The 21,054-nt window shown below is 59.6% G+C and carries 19 protein-coding genes; 3 read left to right on the forward strand and 16 right to left on the reverse strand.

The window, feature by feature from the left end:
* The 12 genes from nuoC to BLV47_RS10575 all read right to left on the reverse strand — a co-directional run bounded on the left by nuoC (position 1) and on the right by BLV47_RS10575 (position 14,127).
* Positions 1–1,782 carry an NADH-quinone oxidoreductase subunit C/D gene (gene nuoC / locus BLV47_RS10520; RefSeq protein WP_092313072.1) on the reverse strand — a complete coding sequence of 594 codons (1,782 nt, stop codon included), beginning with the start codon at positions 1,780–1,782 and terminating at the stop codon, positions 1–3.
* A 70-nt stretch (positions 1,783–1,852) separates the two neighbouring features.
* Complete coding sequence (locus BLV47_RS10525; RefSeq protein ID WP_011062186.1) at positions 1,853–2,527, reverse strand: NuoB/complex I 20 kDa subunit family protein; 675 nt, start codon at positions 2,525–2,527, stop codon at positions 1,853–1,855.
* Positions 2,528–2,537: 10 nt separating this feature from the next.
* A complete protein-coding gene (locus BLV47_RS10530) occupies positions 2,538–2,951 on the reverse strand; it encodes an NADH-quinone oxidoreductase subunit A (protein WP_011062185.1) in 414 nt (137 codons plus the stop codon).
* A 589-nt stretch (positions 2,952–3,540) separates the two neighbouring features.
* On the reverse strand, positions 3,541–4,866 hold the full coding sequence (gene aceA, locus BLV47_RS10535) for an isocitrate lyase (protein ID WP_016964777.1): 1,326 nt from the start codon (positions 4,864–4,866) through the stop codon (positions 3,541–3,543).
* A gap of 513 nt (positions 4,867–5,379) precedes the next feature.
* On the reverse strand, positions 5,380–6,135 hold the full coding sequence (locus BLV47_RS10540) for a secretin N-terminal domain-containing protein (protein WP_092313075.1): 756 nt from the start codon (positions 6,133–6,135) through the stop codon (positions 5,380–5,382).
* A gap of 175 nt (positions 6,136–6,310) precedes the next feature.
* Positions 6,311–6,733 (reverse strand): GNAT family N-acetyltransferase, encoded by a 423-nt coding sequence (locus BLV47_RS10545; RefSeq protein WP_092313078.1) that lies wholly within the window; start codon positions 6,731–6,733, stop codon positions 6,311–6,313.
* Complete coding sequence (locus BLV47_RS10550) at positions 6,726–7,892, reverse strand: ribosomal protein uL16 3-hydroxylase (protein ID WP_092313082.1); 1,167 nt, start codon at positions 7,890–7,892, stop codon at positions 6,726–6,728. Before BLV47_RS10550 ends, BLV47_RS10545 begins: the two co-directional genes overlap by 8 nt.
* A gap of 83 nt (positions 7,893–7,975) precedes the next feature.
* Entirely contained in the window at positions 7,976–9,346 is a 1,371-nt protein-coding gene (gene purB / locus BLV47_RS10555) for an adenylosuccinate lyase (RefSeq protein ID WP_092313085.1), read from the reverse strand.
* Positions 9,347–9,464: 118 nt separating this feature from the next.
* Complete coding sequence (gene hflD / locus BLV47_RS10560; protein ID WP_011062179.1) at positions 9,465–10,088, reverse strand: high frequency lysogenization protein HflD; 624 nt, start codon at positions 10,086–10,088, stop codon at positions 9,465–9,467.
* The gene (gene mnmA / locus BLV47_RS10565) at positions 10,085–11,218 is read right to left on the reverse strand and encodes a tRNA 2-thiouridine(34) synthase MnmA (protein ID WP_092313089.1); all 1,134 of its coding nucleotides are present in this window, start codon (positions 11,216–11,218) and stop codon (positions 10,085–10,087) included. The genes hflD and mnmA overlap by 4 nt, the downstream gene beginning before the upstream one ends.
* A 71-nt stretch (positions 11,219–11,289) precedes the next feature.
* Positions 11,290–11,736 (reverse strand): NUDIX hydrolase, encoded by a 447-nt coding sequence (locus tag BLV47_RS10570; protein WP_092313092.1) that lies wholly within the window; start codon positions 11,734–11,736, stop codon positions 11,290–11,292.
* Positions 11,737–11,901: 165 nt separating this feature from the next.
* Positions 11,902–14,127 (reverse strand): NADP-dependent isocitrate dehydrogenase, encoded by a 2,226-nt coding sequence (locus BLV47_RS10575; protein ID WP_092313095.1) that lies wholly within the window; start codon positions 14,125–14,127, stop codon positions 11,902–11,904.
* 505 nt (positions 14,128–14,632) lie between these two features.
* Here BLV47_RS10575 and icd point away from each other — a divergent pair.
* The gene (gene icd, locus BLV47_RS10585; protein ID WP_016964815.1) at positions 14,633–15,889 is read left to right on the forward strand and encodes an NADP-dependent isocitrate dehydrogenase; all 1,257 of its coding nucleotides are present in this window, start codon (positions 14,633–14,635) and stop codon (positions 15,887–15,889) included.
* A gap of 79 nt (positions 15,890–15,968) precedes the next feature.
* On the opposite strand, the gene cspD is transcribed toward icd, so the two are convergent.
* Positions 15,969–16,226, reverse strand: coding sequence for a cold shock domain-containing protein CspD (gene cspD, locus BLV47_RS10590; protein WP_092313098.1), 258 nt, complete (start codon positions 16,224–16,226; stop codon positions 15,969–15,971).
* Between the two features lie 224 nt (positions 16,227–16,450).
* Between cspD and clpS the strand changes: the two genes are divergently transcribed.
* Both clpS and clpA read left to right on the forward strand, forming a co-directional pair.
* Entirely contained in the window at positions 16,451–16,813 is a 363-nt protein-coding gene (gene clpS, locus BLV47_RS10595; protein ID WP_011062173.1) for an ATP-dependent Clp protease adapter ClpS, read from the forward strand.
* A 29-nt stretch (positions 16,814–16,842) separates the two neighbouring features.
* Entirely contained in the window at positions 16,843–19,113 is a 2,271-nt protein-coding gene (gene clpA / locus BLV47_RS10600) for an ATP-dependent Clp protease ATP-binding subunit ClpA (protein ID WP_092313101.1), read from the forward strand.
* Between the two features lie 126 nt (positions 19,114–19,239).
* On the opposite strand, the gene infA is transcribed toward clpA, so the two are convergent.
* The 3 genes from infA to aat form a co-directional block, all read right to left on the reverse strand.
* Positions 19,240–19,458 carry a translation initiation factor IF-1 gene (gene infA / locus BLV47_RS10605; RefSeq protein ID WP_002553999.1) on the reverse strand — a complete coding sequence of 73 codons (219 nt, stop codon included), beginning with the start codon at positions 19,456–19,458 and terminating at the stop codon, positions 19,240–19,242.
* 100 nt (positions 19,459–19,558) lie between these two features.
* Entirely contained in the window at positions 19,559–20,266 is a 708-nt protein-coding gene (locus BLV47_RS10610; protein ID WP_092313104.1) for an arginyltransferase, read from the reverse strand.
* Between the two features lie 58 nt (positions 20,267–20,324).
* Entirely contained in the window at positions 20,325–21,005 is a 681-nt protein-coding gene (aat, locus tag BLV47_RS10615) for a leucyl/phenylalanyl-tRNA--protein transferase (RefSeq protein WP_092313107.1), read from the reverse strand.
* Positions 21,006–21,054 lie beyond the last annotated feature (49 nt).

Consider the following 21,054-nt stretch of genomic DNA (forward strand, 5'->3'; position numbering starts at 1 on the left):
TTAGCGGTCCACGTCGGCCATAACGAAGTCGATACTACCCAGGTACGCGATCAAGTCCGCGACCATGCTGCCGCGGATCACCGAAGGGATCTGCTGCAGGTGGGCGAAGCTTGGGGTACGGATCCGGGTGCGGTAGCTCATGGTGCCGCCATCGCTCGTCAGGTAATAACTGTTGATGCCCTTGGTCGCTTCGATCATCTGGAAGGATTCGTTGGCCGGCATGACCGGGCCCCACGAAACTTGCAGGAAGTGGGTGATCAAGGTTTCGATGTGCTGCAGGGTGCGTTCTTTCGGCGGCGGCGTGGTCAGCGGATGGTCCGCCTTGTACGGGCCTTCCGGCATGTTGCGCAGGCACTGATCGATGATCTTGATGCTCTGGCGCATTTCTTCCACGCGAACCATGCAGCGGTCGTAGGCGTCACCGTTGGCACCCAGCGGGACTTCGAACTCGAAGTTCTCGTAGCCGGAGTAGGGGCGCGCTTTACGCAGGTCGAAATCGCAACCGGTGGAACGCAGGCCGGCACCGGTGACGCCCCATTCCAGGGCTTCCTTGGTGTTGTAGGCGGCGACACCGATGGTCCGGCCCTTGAGGATGCTGTTCTGCAGGGCGGCCTTGGTGTATTCGTCGAGGCGCTTGGGCAGCCATTCGACGAAGTCCTTGACCAGCTTTTCCCAGCCGCGGGGCAGATCGTGGGCGACGCCGCCGATGCGGTACCAGGCCGGGTGCAGGCGGAAGCCGGTGATGGCTTCGATCACGGTGTAGGCACGTTGACGGTCGGTGAAGGTGAAGAACACCGGGGTCATGGCGCCGACGTCCTGGATGTAGGTACCCAGGAACAGCAGGTGGCTGGTGATGCGGAAGAACTCGGCCATCATGATGCGGATGACGTCGACCTTCTCCGGCACCTTGATGCCGGCCAGCTTCTCGACCGACAGCACGTATGGCAGGTTATTCATCACCCCGCCCAGATAGTCGATACGGTCGGTGTAGGGGATGAAGCTGTGCCAGGACTGACGCTCGGCCATCTTCTCGGCACCACGGTGGTGGTAGCCGATGTCTGGTACGCAGTCGACGATCTCTTCGCCGTCCAGCTGCAGGATGATACGGAAGGCACCGTGAGCCGAAGGGTGGTTCGGCCCCAGATTGAGGAACATGTAGTCCTCGTTGGCGCCGGAGCGTTTCATGCCCCAGTCTTCTGGACGGAAGCGTGCGGCTTCCTCTTCCAGCTGCTGCTTGGCCAGGTTGAGGCTGAACGGGTCGAACTCGGTGGCGCGGGCCGGGAAGTCCTTGCGCAGCGGGTGACCTTCCCAGGTCGGCGGCATCATGATCCGCGACAGGTGCGGGTGGCCGGCAAAGTCGATGCCGAACATGTCCCAGACTTCACGCTCGTACCAGTTGGCGTTGGGCCAGATGCCAGTGACGGATGGCAAGCTGAGGTCACCTTCGGACAGGGCAACCTTGATCATCACGTCGCTGTTACGCTCGATCGACAGCAAGTGGTAGAACACGCTGAAGTCGGCACCCGGCAGGCCCTGGCGCTTGGTGCGCAGGCGCTCGTCCACGCCGTGCAGGTCATAGAGCATGACGTACGGCTTGGGCAGGTTGCGCAGAAAGGTCAGGACTTCGATGAGTTTGGAGCGGGTAACCCACAGCACCGGCATGCCGGTGCGGGTGGCCTGGGCGGTGAACGCCTCAGGGCCAAAACGGTTATTGAGTTCGACGACCACATCCTGGTCGTCAGCCTTATAAGGCGGGATGTACAGAGCACTGCCTGTAGTCATGGTTTTTTATCGCTTTCGGTCAACGTAAAGAGTGAAGCCAGTGTCGTTTCTTTGTCAGAACAGATCTGGATCAGACTTCGTCAGGGCTGCGCAGGTTGGTGACCTGAATACGCTGTTCGCGGCGCTGCTCCTTTTGCGACGGCATCTCGGCGCGATACACGCCTTGATCACCGACGACCCAGGACAGTGGGCGACGCTCCTGGCCAATGGATTCTTGCAAGAGCATCAGGCCTTGCAGGAACGCTTCGGGGCGGGGCGGGCAGCCAGGTACGTAGACGTCCACGGGCAGGAACTTGTCCACCCCCTGAACCACGGAGTAGATGTCGTACATGCCGCCGGAGTTGGCGCACGAACCCATGGAGATGACCCATTTGGGCTCGAGCATTTGCTCGTAGAGACGCTGGATGATCGGCGCCATCTTGATGAAGCAGGTACCGGCGATAACCATGAAGTCCGCCTGACGCGGCGATGCCCGGATAACCTCGGCGCCAAAGCGCGCGATGTCATGGGGCGCCGTGAAGGCGGTGGTCATTTCCACGTAGCAGCAGGACAGACCGAAGTTGTACGGCCACAGGGAGTTCTTGCGCCCCCAGTTGACCGCGCCGCTCAGCACGTCTTCCAGCTTGCCCATGAAGATGTTTTTGTGGACCTGATCCTCTAACGGATCGGAAACGGTTTCACGTTCGCCGATCGGGTACTGATCGTTAGGAGCATCGGGGTCGATCCTGGTGAGATTGTATTGCATCGCCAAAGCCTCATTGTTTTAGCTTCGCCTGCCGCTTACGACGACCTTCCGGAGCCCAGTCAAGAGCCCCCACTCGCCAAAGGTAGACAAGACCTGCCAACAGAATTGCTATGAAAACAAGAGCTTCGACGAATCCGGTCCAGCCGCTTTCGCGGACGGACACAGACCAGGCAAAGAGAAAGAGGGCTTCGATATCGAAGATCACGAAGAGCATCGCGACCAGATAGAATTTGGCTGAGAGCCGCAAGCGGGCGCCACCGGTAGGTAGCATGCCGGACTCGAACGGTTCATTTTTGCTGCGGCCCCAGGCTTTTGACCCGAGGAGGCTGGAGACGCCGAGCATGAAGGCGCAAAGGCCGACAACACCCAGAAGGAAAATGGCAAAGCCCCAGTTGTGGGCCATGAGTCCTGTCGCTTCGGGCATGCTGGTAATCCTTAACAGAGAGCAAGAGTCTCTGAGCTTGATAAAGAAATAAAGCAGTGACGATATGTCGCAGCGCAATCAATCGCGCTGATTTTATGGCTAAACACCGGGCAAGTAAAATTTCTAAAGCGAAATTGTTTATCGTAATAAGGACATAGCTCACCCCAGTAGCCCCGTAAGCCGCAGCCTGCGGGCATTAGGGGAGGTTTTGTTAATTATGTTTTGTCACCGTTGCAACGAAAGTTACAGTGGCTAAATGATAATCAATATTATTTGTGGGCGGCTTTAATCTACTTTCGTTCGGGGCGTGGGAAAGTTGCTTGTTATATCCCTGTTACTGCAAGTAGCAGGGGCGCACCTTTTAACCCGATTTGCCCTGTGTAACACCGCCCTGGATCAATGTTTTGCCAGCTTTTCGGCGGGAGTGGGGCGGTTGGTGAGTTTTTGCGGCGAAGGGAGGCGGGCGCGACCTGTGCTTCGCCAGCGGGCAAAAAAACGCCCCGAACCAGTCGGGGCGTCAGCTTTACAGCAATGCAGTTGTTTTTACCGGATCTGCATTGGCCGCTCGATCAAGGCGCGAGGCCTGGAATCAATGGAACTGCTCTTCTTCGGTGGAGCCGGTCAGGGCGGTTACCGAGGATGAGCCGCCCTGGATCACGGTGGTCATGTCGTCGAAGTAGCCGGTGCCCACTTCCTGCTGGTGAGCCACGAAGGTGTAGCCCTTGGCGGCGTCAGCGAACTCCTGCTCTTGCAGTTTCACGTAGGCGGTCATGTCGTTGCGGGCATAGTCATGCGCCAGGTTGAACATGCTGTGCCACATGTTGTGGATACCAGCCAGGGTGATGAACTGGTGCTTGTAACCCATGGCGGACAGTTCGCGCTGGAACTTGGCGATGGTCGCGTCGTCCAGGTTCTTCTTCCAGTTGAAGGAAGGCGAGCAGTTGTACGACAGGATCTGGTCCGGGTATTCCTTCTTGATCGCCTCGGCGAAACGACGGGCTTCGTCCAGGTCCGGCTTGGCGGTTTCGCACCAGATCAGGTCAGCGTAAGGCGCGTAAGCCAGGCCGCGGGCAATCGCCTGGTCCAGGCCAGCCTTCACCTTGTAGAAGCCTTCCTGGGTACGAGTGCCAGTCACGAACGGCTGGTCGTATGGGTCGCAGTCGGAAGTTAGCAAGTCGGCGGCGTTGGCGTCGGTACGGGCCAGGATGATGGTCGGTACGCCGGCAACGTCGGCCGCCAGGCGGGCAGCGGTCAGTTTCTGCACGGCTTCCTGGGTCGGAACCAGTACCTTGCCGCCCATGTGGCCGCACTTCTTCACGGAAGCCAGCTGGTCTTCGAAGTGAACGCCGGCGGCGCCTGCTTCGATCATGCTTTTCATCAGCTCGTAGGCGTTCAGCACGCCGCCGAAACCGGCTTCAGCGTCGGCCACGATTGGCGCGAAGTAGTCGATGTAGCCTTCGTCGCCCGGGTTCTTGCCGGCTTTCCATTGGATCTGGTCGGCACGACGGAACGAGTTGTTGATGCGCTTGACCACGGTTGGAACCGAATCCACCGGGTACAGCGACTGGTCGGGGTACATGGATTCTGCGGAGTTGTTGTCCGCAGCCACTTGCCAGCCCGACAGGTAGATGGCCTGGATACCGGCTTTGACCTGTTGAACAGCCTGGCCGCCGGTCAGGGCGCCCATGCAGTTGACGAAATCTTTATCAGGACGGAAGGACGGCTTGGCACCTTGGGTGACCAGGTTCCAGAGCTTCTCGGCGCCCATGCGTGCCAGGGTGTGCTCGGGTTGAACCGAACCACGCAGACGGACCACGTCGGCAGCGGAGTAGGTGCGAGTCACGCCTTTCCAGCGCGGGTTTTCAGCCCAGTCTTTTTCAAGGGCTGCAATTTGCTGTTCGCGTGTCAGTGCCATGGAGATAAACCTCGTCGCGTCTTGTGTAAAAAGTCGTTCTTGGTTGGAAAATTCCGGCTCCGCCGACCACGCGTCATAACGTTGCGTGGAAGGCTGCTCGCTGACCAGGAAGCTTAGGCGGTCGAGGGGGTATGGCGGGGATGGCGACGGGTGAACGATGGCTCGAGGGGAAAAGTGAGCAGGTGAAGGCGGTCTGCGGTGCGCATTCGGGCGTCGTGGGCCTGGGTGCGTTCCAACAGTGTGTTGCCGATCGACCTAATTACGCTTCCGTCCCTCGGGACAACTTCGTTCCAGTCGCAATCTCGTCAAACACACCTTGTGGGCAGTACAGACACGAATCGGCTCAGGTGGGTAGGTTAGAGCAGCGATCCGAAGGCCCTTGCCAGGGCCCCTGATTAGCGGGAGCGAGGCCATCATGCCCGCGGTTTTTTGACCCGTCAAATGTTTTGTAGTGCTTTTTTTGCGCCACTACATCTTTGGTCTAATACGACTAATCAGTCAGTTTTTGGTGCTTTAGTCCAATGCGTCGACCTTGACCCGCAAGGTCATGTCATCCCGGCCTTGGGTCGAATAGCTGCGGCCCAGAGCCTGCTTGTCGGCCTGGGTCTGGCGATTGACACCCGCCAGGGTGATCCACTCGCCAAGGCGACCGCTGACGGTTGTGTCGGTACTTTGCACGTTCACTACATCGGGACGTTCCTGGCTCATGCGGTCACGATTGGTGCTGATGCTCAGGTGTACGGTTTCGCCGGTCACGCTGGCCGTGACATAGAAGCCCTGGGTGACGTTGCGGTACTGGGTCTGGTTTTGCGGGCGACCGTAGGGATCGGTCTGGGTGGTGGTCAGGGGCACACTCTGGCCGACCTGAATCAGGGCCGGCACGCCTTCGCTGGCCTGGATCTGCTGGATGCCACCGTCGCGGCTCTCGGTGCTGCGGTTGATGATCCGGGTTTGCGGCGCACCGTTGACCGAATACCCCTGGTTGTCCTGGAAGTTGTTTTCATTGGTGTCGACGGTGATCAGCAGGCGCTTGGCCGCCGTATCCAGTTGGGCAATGAAGGCCCGCAGTTCGGCGATCTTGCCCGGCTCGGCGTTGACGATCAGCTGGTTGCCATAGGCGCTGACCTTGCCGTCCTTGCCAAGAAAGTTCTGTGCCACTGGCAGCAGGTCGGCGCTGGTGCGGTTGTTCAGAGGCACGATCTCGGTGGCGGCCATGACCGAGCAGCTGAAGGTCAGCAGCAGCGTCGTGAGCAAGGTGCGTAGGGACATATCCGTTATCTCCGGAGTAGCTGGCGTAAAGCCTTGAGTTTGACACTTTGTCGGCTTTGGGTGGGGCAAGTTGAATCCTAGACGGCAAAACGCCCCGGCATCCTGCTCTTGCGCCTTTTAGGTGCAAGGGGATGGCGGGGCGTTCGCTCTGGCTATTGCCGTCAGGGCATGTCGGTCAGGCGCCGCGAACCATGTCGACGTGAGGAATCCCTGCTTCGAGAAACTCCTCGCTGACAATCGAGAAGCCCAGGCGCTCGTAGAACGGCGTGGCCTGGACCTGGGCGCTGAGCATCTGCTGCTTGAGGCCGCGTTTCTCGGCTTCGTCGATCACCGCATGCATCAGCGCATCGCCGACCTTCAGGCCGCGCCAGTCCTTGAGTACCGAAACCCGGCCCACATGGCCGTCGGGCAGCAGGCGCGCGGTGCCAATCGGAAAATCGCCCTCGAAGGCCAGGAAGTGCACGGCGCTGTCGTCGTCGGCATCCCACTCCAGCTCGGGCGGAACCGATTGCTCGGCAATGAACACCGCTTCACGAATGCGCCGGATCTCGGCGTTATCCTTTTGCCAGTCTGCGACACGTACGTGAATCTTATTCATCGGCAAACCCCAGGCTCCCTTGCTTGACCAGTTCACACAGCAGGCCGCGCCCATCTTCATCCGCCAGCCAAGGGCCGAGGTTGTCGATATGCAGGGCGTCGGCGGCGCAAATCATTTTCAGCAGCTCGCGCAGTTTACCGGGAAGCAAGCGGCTTTGGCCGCTGGCGAACAGCAGCAGGTCTTCATCCACTTCCGACCAGGCCAGGCGCGCGCTCGGGTTGCGGATCAGGATCGCGCCCTGTTCCAGGCTGCCCAGCAGGTCGTCTTCTTCCAGTTCCGGGCCGACCACCAGTTCCGGATAGCGTGGTTCGGTCATGAACTGGCCGAACCAGGTCAGCAGCAGGCGCTCGTCGCTCATGTGCTCGGCCAGCAGGCTCTTGAGACGGTCGAGGGCATCCTGCTGGATCTGGTGCGGGTCGCTGGCCGGCTGGACGTCGGCGTCGGTGTAGCGCTCTTCGTCCGGCAGGAACTGGCCGAGGAAGTCGGTGAAGTGAGTCAGGACCTCGGCGGCGCTCGGGGCGCGGAAGCCCACCGAATAGGTCATGCAGTCATTCAGCGCAACGCCGTAGTGGGCCAGGCGCGGTGGCAGGTAGAGCATGTCGCCCGGCTCCAGGACCCAGCTTTCGGTCTCTTCGAATTCGGCGAGGATGCGCAGGTCCGCGTGCTGCAGCAACGGGCTTTCGGAGTCGCACATCTGGCCGATCTTCCAGTTGCGCTTGCCGTGGCCTTGCAGCAGGAACACGTCGTAGTTGTCGAAGTGTGGGCCGACATTGCCGCCCGGTGCGGCGAAGCTGATCATCACGTCGTCGATGCGCCAGCTCGGCAGGAAGCGGAAGTGCTCCAGCAGCTCGGCGACTTCCGGGACGAATTGATCGACGGCCTGGACCAGCAGGGTCCAGTCGCGCTCCGGCAGCTTGCTGAACTCGTCTTCGGCGAACGGGCCGCGACGCAGTTCCCATGGGCGTTCGCCGTTCTCGATCACCAGGCGCGATTCGACTTCTTCTTCCAGGGCCAGGCCGGCCAGTTCATCGGGTTCGATCGGGCTTTCGAAGTCAGGCAGGGCCTGACGGATCAGCAGGGGCTTCTTCTGCCAGTAGTTACGCAGAAATTCCCGTGCAGTGATGCCGCCCAGAAGTTGAAGAGGAATGTCAGGATTCATGTGTAACCTATTGAAAAAATGTACTTTTCTAGCAGGAATAAAAACGCCCGGCGCGGCCGGGCGTCAAAGGGTCTAGCAGTCGGTCAGATGCGCTTGGCCTGGGCCACGGCATTGCCGATGTAGCTGGCTGGGGTGAGCTTCTTCAGCTCCGCCTTGGCCGCGGCAGGCATGTCTAGCCCGTCGATGAAAGTCTGCAGCGCTTCAGGGCTGATGCCCTTGCCGCGGGTCAGTTCCTTGAGCTTTTCGTAAGGATTTTCGATGTTGTAGCGACGCATCACGGTCTGGATCGGCTCGGCCAGCACTTCCCAGCAAGCGTCCAGGTCTTCAGCAATCTTCTGGGCATTGAGCTCCAGCTTGCTGATGCCCTTGAGGCTGGCTTCGTAGGCGATCACGCTGTGAGCGAAGCCCACGCCGAGGTTGCGCAGGACGGTGGAGTCGGTCAGGTCGCGCTGCCAGCGGGAAATCGGCAGTTTGCTTGCCAGGTGCTGGAACAGGGCGTTGGCTATACCCAGGTTGCCTTCGGAGTTTTCGAAGTCGATCGGGTTGACCTTGTGCGGCATGGTCGAGGAACCGATTTCCCCGGCGATGGTGCGCTGCTTGAAATAGCCCAGGGAGATGTAGCCCCAGATATCGCGATCGAAGTCGATCAGGATGGTGTTGAAGCGGGCGATGGCGTCGAACAGCTCGGCGATGTAGTCGTGCGGCTCGATCTGCGTGGTGTAGGGGTTGAAGGCCAGGCCCAGCTCGTCTTCGATGAAGGCGCGGGCGTTGGCTTCCCAGTCGATGTCCGGATAGGCCGACAGGTGAGCGTTGTAGTTGCCCACGGCGCCGTTGATCTTGCCCAGCAGTGGCACGGCGGCGACCTGGGCGATCTGGCGCTCCAGGCGGTACACGACGTTGGCCAATTCCTTGCCCAGGGTGGTCGGCGAAGCCGGCTGGCCGTGGGTGCGCGATAGCATCGGCACTTCGGCGAAGCGGATTGCCAGTTCGCGGATGGCGTTGGCGGTCTGGCGCATCAGCGGCAGCATCACTTCATTACGACCTTCGCGCAGCATCAGGGCGTGGGACAGGTTATTGATGTCCTCGCTGGTGCAGGCGAAGTGGATGAACTCACTGACGTTGGCCAGCTCAGGCAGCTTGGCGGCTTGTTCCTTGAGCAGGTATTCGATGGCCTTGACGTCGTGGTTGGTGGTGCGCTCGATCTCTTTGACGCGCTCGGCGTGCTCCAGGGAGAAGTTCTCCGCCAGGGCATTGAGGACGGCGTTGGCCTCGGCGGAGAACGCCGGCACTTCGCTGATGGCGCTATGGGCGGCCAGGCGCTGGAGCCAACGCACTTCAACGAGGACGCGAGCACGGATCAGGCCGTATTCGCTGAAAATGGGGCGCAGGGCCTGGGTTTTGCCGGCGTAGCGGCCGTCAACAGGGGAAACCGCAGTGAGCGAAGAGAGCTGCATGGGGTGTTCTCGGACAGTCGGGCAACGAAATGGGGCGCGTATCATACATGAAAATATCCGCCGGTCCGTTGCCAACTGACCGGCGTCTTACGCGCAGCTCTTGAAAGTCAGGCGCAGCTCAGCTGCTGCGCATCAACGGATAAAGTTCTTTAAGCAATTTGCGCCGGCTGATCACCAGTTGCCAGCGATGGCCGCCCAGCTGACGCCACAGGCGCGCCGAACGAATGCCGGCCAGTAGCAGGGCGCGGATCTTCGAGGCGTTGCTCGGTTGCTGCAGGTTGCGCATGTCGCCATGCACCTGGATGCGCTGGCGCAGGGTGCTCAGGGTGTCCTGGTACAGCCCGCCGCACGCGGCGATGACGTTTTCGTGGGCCGGGCCGAAGTGTTCCACCTGGGACTGGATTTGCGGCAGGCGTTTGCCGATGGTTTCCAGCAGGTCATCGCGCTTGGCCAGTTGACGCTCCAGGCCGAGCATCGACAAGGCGTAGCGCAGGGGCTCGCGTTGCAGGGTGCTGGGGTCGCGTTCCAGGGCGCCGATCAGGGCGCGATAGCCTTCGCGCAGGTTGATGTCGTCACCGCCGTAGACTTCCAGGGTGTCCTTCGGATCGCGGATCAGCAGGCTCCCGAGCATGCAGCTCAGGGCCGCTTCGCTGACCTGACCGGTCTTGGCGATGCGGTCCACCAGCACCGCGGCGAGGAATACTCCGCCCAGTGCCGTCAGTTGTTCCTGAATCGGGCTCATGGACGGACGTCCTTGCTGCTCCAGGGCTCGGCCACTTCGATGACGCCGCCACCGAGGCAGATTTCACCGTCGTAGAACACCACGGACTGGCCGGGAGTCACGGCGCGTTGCGGGTCATCGAAGGTGGCGCGGTAGCCGTTGGCGGTCTGCTCCAGGGTGCAGGGCTGGTCGCTCTGGCGGTAGCGCACCTTGGCGGTCAGGCGCCGTGGTTGGCTCAGGTCGATAGGGTTGACCCAATAGATGTCGGAAGCCAGCAGGGCGCGGGAGAACAGCCATGGGTGGTCGTTGCCCTGGCCAACGATCAGTTCGTTGTGCTCCAGGTCCTTGATCAGCACGTACCACGGCTCTTCACCGGCGTCTTTCAGGCCGCCGATGCCCAGACCCTGGCGCTGGCCGATGGTGTGGTACATCAGGCCGTGGTGACGGCCGATGACTTCGCCTTCGGTGGTCTTGATCTCGCCGGGCTGGGCGGGCAGGTACTGCTTGAGGAAGTCGCTGAAGCGCCGCTCACCGATGAAGCAGATGCCGGTGGAGTCTTTCTTCTTGGCGGTGGCCAGGTCGTGTTTCTCGGCGATGGCGCGTACTTCGGGCTTTTCCAGCTCGCCTACCGGGAACAGGGTCTTGGCGATCTGTTCACCGCCAACGGCGTGCAGGAAGTAGCTCTGGTCCTTGTTCGGGTCCAGGCCCTTGAGCAGTTCGGTGCGGCCGTCGATATCGCGGCGGCGCACATAGTGGCCGGTGGCGATCAGGTCGGCTCCGAGCATCAGGGCGTAGTCGAGGAACGCCTTGAACTTGATTTCGCGGTTGCACAGGATGTCCGGGTTCGGCGTGCGGCCGGCCTTGTATTCGGCCAGGAAGTGCTCGAACACGTTGTCCCAGTACTCGGCGGCGAAGTTGGCAGTGTGCAGCTTGATGCCAAGCTTGTCGCACACGGCCTGGGCGTCGGCCAGGTCATCCATGGCGGTGCAGTATTCGGTGCCGTCGTCTTCCTCCCAGTTCTTCATGAACAGGCCTTCCACCTGGTATCCCTGCTCCATCAGCAGGAGGGCGGAAACGGAAGAATCCACGCCGCCGGACATGCCGACAATGACGCGCTTCTTTTGGGTGTCAGAAGGGGCTGGATCACGCATAGGAATTCAACGGGTGTCTTGAAAAAGGACGCGATTCTAACAGGCTGAGGCCTGCAAGGCTAAAACTGCGGTTAAAGCATTGGTCGGATCAGTGCCAGGCTGTGCAGTTGGCCGTCCAGGTAATCGTCCAGGCATTGCAGGATCAACTCGCTGCGCCAGTGGGCACGCTGTTCCAGCAGTTGCTCGCGGGTCAGCCAGCGTGGGCCGATGATGCCGTCATCCAGCTGATAGTCCGGATGATGGCGCAGCGGTTTGGCGGCAAAGCACACGCGCTGGTAGGTCACGCCATTGCTCGGGGCGGTGTACAGGTAGATGCCGACCACGCCGGTCAATTCCACGTCCCAGCCGGTTTCCTCCAGGGTTTCGCGAATGGCCGCCTGGAGCAGGCTTTCATTGGCATCCAGGTGCCCGGCGGGCTGGTTGAGCACGGCCTGTTCACCCGAGTACTCCTCGACGAACAGAAAGCGGCCCTGGTCTTCGACGATGGTGGCGACGGTGATATGAGGTTGCCATTCCATAAGAACGCTCCTTTATAAAAAGGCGGGCATTGTAGGAGCCGGCTTGCCGGCGAAGCGAGCGCCGCATGTTCGGCGTGGAGGGGGCATTCGCCGGCAAGCCGGCTCCTACAGACTCCAGAAGCACAAACCCCGGCGCGGGGCCGGGGTTTGTGTATTCGCTCGTGCTTACACCAGCGCAGCAATGGCCGCGTTGAGGGTAGCGCTCGGGCGCATGGCCTTGCTCACCAGCTCAGGGTTGGCGCTGTAGTAGCCGCCGATGTCCACGGGCTTGCCCTGTACGGCGTTGAGCTCGGCGACGATGGTCGCTTCGTTCTCGGTCAGGGTCTTGGCCAGAGGGCTGAACTGCGCTTGCAGGGCGGCGTCCTCGGTCTGGGCGGCCAAGGCTTGTGCCCAGTACAGCGCCAGGTAGAAGTGGCTGCCGCGGTTGTCGATGTTGCCGACTTTGCGCGATGGCGACTTGTTGTTGTCGAGGAACTGGCCGGTAGCCTGGTCCAGGGTCTTGGCCAGTACCAGGGCTTTCGGGTTGTTGTAGGTGTTGCCCAGGTGCTCCAGGGAGGCGGCCAGGGCCAGGAACTCACCCAGGGAGTCCCAGCGCAGGAAGTTCTCTTCCAGCAGCTGTTGCACATGCTTCGGAGCCGAACCGCCGGCACCGGTTTCGAACAGGCCGCCACCGTTCATCAGCGGCACGATCGATAGCATCTTGGCGCTGGTGCCCAGTTCCATGATCGGGAACAGGTCGGTCAGGTAGTCGCGCAGCACGTTGCCGGTCACCGAGATGGTGTCCTTGCCGTCGCGGGTGCGGGCCAGGGTGAACTTCATGGCTTCGACCGGGGACATGATGCGGATGTCCAGATCGCTGGTGTCGTGATCCTTCAGGTAGGCCTGAACTTTCTCGATCATCACGCCGTCGTGGGCGCGCATCGGATCCAGCCAGAAAATCGCCGGGGTGCTGCTAGCGCGAGCACGGTTGACGGCAAGCTTGACCCAGTCCTGGATCGGCGCGTCTTTGGTCTGGCACATGCGGAAGATGTCGCCGGCTTCGACTTTCTGCTCCAGCAGCAGGCTGCCTTTGCTGTCGGTGACGCGAACCACGCCGTCAGCCTTGATTTCGAAGGTCTTGTCGTGGGAGCCGTACTCTTCGGCCTTTTTCGCCATCAGGCCGACGTTCGGCACGCTGCCCATGGTGGTCGGATCGAACGCGCCATTGGCTTTGCAGTCTTCGATCACGGCCTGGTAGATGGTGGCGTAGCAGCGGTCCGGAATCACGGCCTTGGTGTCGTGCAGCTGGCCATCGGTGCCCCACATCTTGCCGGAGTCACGGATCATCGCAGGCATCGAGGCGTCGACGATCACGTCGCTCGGCACGTGCAGGTTGGTGATGCCTTTGTCGGAGTTGACCATGGCCAGGGCCGGGCGGGCTGCGTAGACCGCCTGGATATCGGCTTCGATCGCGGCTTGCTGCTCGGCCGGCAGGGCTTTGATGCGGGCGTACAGGTCGCCGATACCGTTGTTCAGGTTGAAGCCGATTTCCTGCAGCACGGTAGCGTGCTTGCTCAGGGCGTCCTGATAGAACTCGGCAACGATCTGACCGAACATGATCGGGTCGGAAACCTTCATCATGGTGGCCTTGAGGTGCACCGACAGCAGCACGCCTTGTTTCTTGGCGTCTTCGATTTCAGCGGCGATGAAGGCGCGCAGGGCCTTTTTGCTCATCACGGCGCAGTCGAGGATCTCGCCGGCTTGCACGCTGGTCTTTTCTTTCAGGACGGTAGCAGTGCCGTCTTGAGCGATCAGCTCGATCTTGACGCTGTCAGCGGCTTCGATCAGGGCGGCTTTTTCGCTGCCGTAGAAGTCGCCGTTGCTCATGTGGGCAACGTGGGACTTGGAGTCCTTGGCCCAGGCGCCCATCTTGTGTGGGTGCTTGCGTGCGTAGTTCTTCACCGACAGCGGGGCGCGACGGTCGGAGTTGCCTTCACGCAGAACCGGGTTCACGGCGCTGCCCTTGACCTTGTCGTAACGCGCCTTGGCGTCTTTGTCGGCATCGCTGGTCACGGTTTCCGGGTAGTCCGGCAGGGCGTAGCCCTGGGCCTGCAGTTCCTTGATCGCGGCTTGCAGTTGCGGGACCGAGGCGCTGATGTTCGGCAGTTTGATGATGTTGGCTTCTGGGGTGACGGCCAGCTCGCCCAGTTCGGCGAGGTGGTCCGGTACCGCTTTGGCACCCAACTGCTCAGGGAAGCTGGCGAGGATGCGGCCGGCCAGGGAGATGTCGCGGGTTTCCACGGCGATATCAGCCGAAGCGGTGAAGGCTTCTACGATAGGCAGCAGGGAATAGGTGGCGAGGGCCGGGGCTTCGTCGGTGAAGGTATAGATGATCTTCGAGCGGGTGGGCATATTCGGATTAACTCTCTTCTTTGCTAAAGCGTGCGCAGAAACTCGAGGTGCGCCGGGTAAGCGCTTTCGTTCAAAGGTCATCCATGAGCCGAATGTCGAGGTTTCTTCGCGGTGATGTTGGGTGCATCAGTCGAGCGTCAAGCGGGTGGGCTGCGGTAACAACCCGGCTTTGGGCGGCCAGTCTCGGCTTGTTTTCTTCGGTAGCAGAGCGTTCGGCCGTCGTGACTCTGTGGTCAGCGGCGGCATTATACATAGGTAGCTAGCAAAGCGCCGGTGCTTCATAGGTACCGGTGCTCGTCCATTGGTCTAAAGGTCGCAGGCGGGGTGCAGGCGTAGAGTCGTCGGCTGTGCTCGAATTTGGCACTTTTCCCTTTGCATTCAGGCTTGTAGGCCGCGAACTGTAAAGCTTTCACGGCATATGGGTGGAACATGAGGTTCCCGTCCAGATTCAACTGGGTTACGCTCGAACGCAGCCAGATGTTCAATCCACACAACGGAGTTCAGCATGGGATACAAGAAGATTCAGGTTCCAGCAGTCGGCGACAAAATCACCGTCAACGCAGACCATTCTCTCAATGTTCCTAACAACCCGATTATTCCTTTCATCGAAGGCGACGGTATTGGTGTTGATATCAGCCCGGTCATGATCAAGGTTGTCGATGCTGCGGTTAAGAAGGCTTACGGCGGCGAACGCAAGATTTCCTGGATGGAAGTTTATGCCGGGGAAAAAGCGACTCAAGTGTACGACCAGGACACCTGGCTTCCTCAGGAAACCCTGGATGCTGTGAAGGATTACGTGGTTTCCATCAAAGGCCCGCTGACCACTCCGGTCGGTGGCGGTATCCGTTCCCTGAACGTGGCCTTGCGTCAACAGCTGGACCTGTATGTGTGCCTGCGTCCGGTGCGCTGGTTCGAAGGCGTGCCCAGCCCGGTGAAAAAGCCGGGAGATGTGGACATGACCATCTTCCGTGAAAACTCCGAAGACATTTACGCCGGTATTGAGTGGAAGGCCGGTTCGGCAGAAGCCACCAAGGTCATCAAGTTTCTTAAAGAAGAAATGGGCGTCACCAAGATCCGTTTCGACGAAAACTGCGGTATCGGTGTCAAGCCGGTTTCCCTGCAGGGCACCAAGCGTCTGGCGCGCAAGGCGCTGCAATATGTAGTGGATAACGACCGCGACTCGCTGACCATCGTGCACAAAGGCAACATCATGAAGTTCACCGAAGGTGCCTTCAAGGAATGGGCCTATGAAGTGGCGGCCGAAGAATTTGGCGCCACCCTGCTGGACGGCGGGCCTTGGATGCAGTTCAAGAACCCGAAAACCGGCAAGAACGTCATCGTCAAGGATGCCATCGCCGATGCCATGCTCCAGCAGATCCTGCTGCGTCCGGCGGAATACGATGTGATCGCCACTCTTAACCTCAACGGTGACTATCTGTCCGACGCCCTGGCGGCGGAAGTGGGCGGTATCGGTATCGCTCCAGGTGCCAACCTGTCCGATACCGTGGCCATGTTCGAGGCAACCCACGGTACTGCGCCCAAGTATGCCGGCAAGGATCAGGTCAACCCGGGCTCGCTGATTCTCTCTGCGGAGATGATGTTGCGTCACATGGGCTGGACCGAGGCTGCTGATCTCATTATCAAGGGCACCAACGGCGCGATTTCGGCCAAGACCGTGACCTATGACTTCGAGCGTCTGATGGAAGGTGCGACCCTGCTGTCTTCCTCGGCATTCGGCGATGCGTTGATCTCGCACATGTAAGCGCAATCGCGCACAAAGCAAACCGGCCGACTCAATCCCTTGAGTCGGCCGGTTTTTTTATGACTGGATGTTGGGTATATCAGCTCAAGGCGCTTTCAGGTTGTGCCTCTGCGGGGATGATTTCACCGGGCACCTTCAAGGCGTTGATTTTGACCGCATGCAGGCCCTTGGGGCCCTGGATGATCTCGAAGCTCACAGCCTGTCCGGCTTTCAAGGTCTTGTAGCCATCCATCTCGATGGCCGAGTAATGGGCAAACAGATCATCCGTCTTGCCCTCCTCATTAATAAAGCCATAACCCTTGGCATTGTTGAACCACTTGACCTTACCGCTAGCCATACTCATATCCCTCTGCAACAGACTCCATCACTGGAGTATCATCCAGTTCATCCGCCGCCAAGCTTGGTAAAAAGGTTGACGCCGCGGACGTTTATTACCCAATGTGGGCCCTATTGGTTGTAACACCGTTTTGCCGATAGTCAAGGTGACCCGGCGGTCGGAGTTGAATTCCATCCAGAGCGCCCCAACCACTGTATTTGCACAACTGACGAACCTTTCTTTCCATGCATGCAATCAGCCAGATTCGACTAACATTCAATCAGGATCGCCCGGACTTGCACGACGACGATTCCGCTGGCTTGGCTGTACAGGAAGCTAAGCCTGCGTTACAGGCGCCGCCGATGTACAAGGTGGTTTTGTTCAACGATGACTACACCCCGATGGATTTCGTCGTCGAAGTGCTCGAGATGTTTTTTAACCTGAATCGCGAGCTGGCGACCAAGGTCATGCTGGCCGTCCATACAGAAGGGCGGGCAGTGTGTGGATTGTTTACCCGCGACATCGCCGAGACAAAGGCCATGCAGGTCAACCAGTACGCCCGGGAAAGCCAGCATCCGCTACTCTGTGAAATCGAGAAGGACGGTTAACGCCGACCACTTGGGTATGAGGTGAAGCTATGTTAAACCGCGAGCTCGAAGTCACCCTCAATCTCGCCTTCAAGGAGGCCCGTTCGAAGCGTCATGAGTTCATGACCGTCGAGCACCTTCTGTTGGCTCTTTTGGATAATGAGGCCGCCGCCACCGTTTTGCGTGCCTGCGGAGCAAACCTCGACAAACTCAAGCACGACCTGCAGGAGTTCATCGACTCCACCACGCCGCTGATCCCGGTACATGACGAGGATCGCGAGACTCAGCCTACCCTGGGTTTCCAGCGTGTGCTGCAGCGTGCTGTCTTTCACGTCCAGAGCTCGGGCAAGCGTGAAGTCACTGGCGCCAATGTGTTGGTAGCTATCTTCAGTGAGCAAGAGAGTCAGGCGGTGTTCCTGCTCAAGCAGCAGAGCGTCGCTCGTATCGATGTGGTCAATTACATCGCCCACGGCATCTCCAAGGTGCCAGGGCATGGCGATCATTCTGAAGGTGAACAGGATATGCAGGATGAAGAGGGTGGTGAGTCGTCTTCTTCGAGCAATCCCCTGGATGCCTATGCCAGCAATCTCAATGAGCTGGCCCGTCAGGGGCGCATTGATCCGCTGGTAGGGCGTGAGCAGGAAGTGGAGCGTGTAGCCCAGATCCTGGCGCGTCGGCGCAAGAACAACCCGTTGCTGGTGGGTGAGGCGGGTGTGGGCAAGACGGCGATTGCCGAAGGCCTGGCCAAACGTATCGTCGACAATCAAGTGCCGGACCTGCTGACCAACAGCGTGGTCTACTCCCTGGATCTCGGGGCATTGCTGGCGGGTACCAAATACCGTGGCGACTTCGAGAAACGCTTCAAGGCGTTGCTGGGCGAGTTGAAAAAGCGTCCTCAGGCGATCCTGTTCATCGATGAGATCCATACCATCATCGGTGCCGGTGCGGCGTCCGGTGGCGTGATGGATGCCTCGAACCTGCTCAAGCCGTTGCTGTCGTCGGGCGACATCCGCTGCATCGGTTCGACTACGTTCCAGGAGTTCCGTGGCATTTTCGAGAAGGATCGCGCGCTGGCGCGGCGCTTCCAGAAAGTCGATGTGTCCGAGCCTTCGGTTGAAGACACCATCGGTATCCTGCGCGGTCTCAAGGGGCGTTTCGAACAGCATCACAGTATCGAATACAGTGATGAGGCGCTGCGTGCGGCTGCGGAGCTGGCCTCGCGCTACATCAATGACCGGCATATGCCTGACAAGGCCATCGATGTGATTGACGAGGCGGGTGCCTATCAGCGTCTGCAACCAGTCGACAAGCGCGTGAAGCGCATTGAAGTGGCTCAGGTTGAAGACATCGTGGCGAAAATTGCCCGTATTCCGCCAAAACATGTCACCAGCTCTGACAAGGAGCTGCTGCGCAACCTTGAGCGCGATCTCAAGTTGACGGTATTCGGTCAGGATGCGGCGATCGATTCGCTGTCCACGGCGATCAAGCTGTCCCGTGCCGGCCTGAAATCCCCGGACAAACCCGTCGGTTCCTTCCTGTTCGCCGGTCCTACCGGTGTCGGCAAGACCGAGGCGGCCCGGCAGTTGGCCAAGGCCATGGGCATCGAGCTGGTGCGCTTCGACATGTCCGAGTACATGGAGCGGCATACTGTCTCGCGTCTGATTGGTGCGCCTCCCGGCTATGTCGGTTTCGATCAGGGCGGATTGCTGACCGAAGCGATCACCAAGCAGCCACATTGCGTGTTGTTGCTTGATGAGATCGAGAAGGCTCATCCGGAAGTCTTCAACCTGCTGTTGCAGGTGATGGATCACGGCACCCTGACCGACAACAACGGGCGCAAGGCGGATTTCCGCAATGTCATCCTCATCATGACCACCAACGCCGGTGCTGAAACCGCGGCGCGAGCCTCCATAGGTTTCACTCATCAAGATCATTCTTCCGATGCCATGGAAGTGATCAAGAAGAGCTTTACGCCGGAGTTCCGTAACCGTCTGGACACCATTATCCAGTTCGGTCGCCTGAGCCATGAAGTGATCAAGAGCGTGGTGGACAAGTTCCTTACCGAGCTTCAAGCACAGCTGGAAGACAAGCGCGTGCAGCTGGAAGTGACCGATGCCGCTCGCAGCTGGCTGGCAGCCGGTGGTTACGACGTGACGATGGGTGCGCGTCCGATGGCGCGTTTGATCCAGGACAAGATCAAGCGTCCCCTGGCCGAGGAGATCCTGTTTGGCGAATTGTCCGACCATGGCGGTGTGGTGCACATCGACATCAAGGATGGCGAGTTGACCTTCGATTTCGAAACCACGGCGGAAATGGCTTGATGGCCGCATAACGCAGCAGTACCGCCAAAGGCACCGGAGGGTGCCTTTGTGCTATCTGGGGTTTGAACAGTTTTTTGCAGACGAACAAAAACGCCCGGCATAACCGGGCGTCTTGTATTGACTTGCTTAGCGAGCGCGGTAAGTGATGCGCCCTTTGCTCAAGTCATAGGGCGTCAGCTCGACGCGCACTTTGTCACCGGTAAGAATACGAATGTAGTTCTTGCGCATCTTGCCGGAAATATGCGCGGTTACGACGTGCCCATTTTCCAACTCCACGCGAAACATGGTGTTGGGCAGGGTGTCGACGACAGTGCCTTCCATTTCGAAGCTGTCTTCTTTCGACATGCAGTAAAGCCCTCGGTATCCAATGAATGGCCCGGTGCAACTGCGCCAGGCAAAAGCGGCGTGCATTGTGCCCGAAAAGAGGGGTTTAAGCCAAGACCTTCTAGTTGAGGATCACCCATCTCTGGTTAACCAGTAGCTCTATGGGGCGATATTGGGTCTTGTAGCTCATCTTTTTGCAGTTTTTGATCCAGTAGCCGAGGTAGACCGCATCCAGGCCCTGGCGCAGGGTTTCGCCGATTTGCCAGAGAATCGCATAGCGCCCCAGGCTGCGGCGTTCTTCGTCAGGTTCATAGAAGGTGTAGACCGCGGAAAGGCCATTGGGTAGCAGATCGGTGACTGCTACGGCCAGCAGGCGACCGTCCAGGCGAAATTCATAGAAGCGCGAGAATGGCAGGTCGCGTACCAGAAAGGTCGAGAACTGGTCGCGGCTGGGGGGGAACATGTCGCCATCGGCGTGGCGTTGCTCGATATAACGTTGATACAGCTCGAAATATTCTTCACTGAACGCTGGTTTGGCTGCTTGTACCTTCAGGTCGCTGTTGCGTTTGAGGATGCGTTTTTGTTGGCGGTTGGGCAGGAACTGCGCCACGGGGATGCGCGCCGGCACACAAGCGTTGCAATTTTGGCAATGGGGTCGGTACAGGTGATCTCCACTGCGGCGAAAACCCATTTCCGACAGATCCGCATAAACATGCACGTCCATGGGCTGGCTGGGATCGAGGAACAAGGTAGTGGCCTGTTCGTCGGGCAGGTAGCTGCAAGAGTGGGGTTGAGTCGCATAAAACTTCAGGCGCGCCAACTCGGTCATGAGTCAACCCTCGGAATAAGCTTTGAAATTAAGTGTAAGCCACTGCTGTCAAACCCGCCTAGCAAACCCATATGGCGCGGCTCGGCTGATCCAGGTGTTGCTTGAGGTAATCGGCGAACTCCGTTCGAGTAATGGATCTCGCCCCCAGGCTTTGCAGATGTTCGGTAGGCATCTGGCAGTCGATCAGCACAAAACCCCATGCCTTCAGATGGCGTACCAGGGTGGCGAAGCCGAATTTCGAAGCGTTATCGGCGCGGCTGAACATCGACTCGCCAAAGAACAACTGTCCCATGGCCAGGCCATAAAGGCCTCCCACCAGTTCGCCCTGATCCCAGACTTCCACCGAGTGAGCGTGGCCGCGCTGGTGCAGTTGCTGATACGCCTGCTGCATGGCTTCGCTGATCCAGGTGCCGTCGGCGTAGGCGCGGGGGGCTGCGCAGGCGCTGATCACCGCAGCGAAATCCTGGTCGAAGGTCACTTCATAACGCTGTTTGCGCAGCAGCTTGCCCAAGCTGCGTGACACGTGCAGCTCATCGGGGAAGAGCACGGTGCGCGGGTCCGGAGACCACCAGAGAATGGGCTGGCCTTCAGAAAACCAGGGAAAGCAGCCGTGACGATAGGCCTGAATCAGGCGATCGGCGGACAGGTCACCGCCCGCAGCCAGCAGCCCGTTGGGCTCGCGCATGGCTTTTTCCAATGGGGGGAAATCAAGCTTGTTGCGTTGTAACCAGGTCAGCATGGCATCCAGACTTACGGCAGGGGAGGGCGGTGGCGGGCCGATGATGGCC

The sequence above is a fragment of the Pseudomonas saponiphila genome (assembly GCF_900105185.1).
Taxonomy (GTDB): Bacteria; Pseudomonadota; Gammaproteobacteria; order Pseudomonadales; family Pseudomonadaceae; genus Aquipseudomonas; species Aquipseudomonas saponiphila.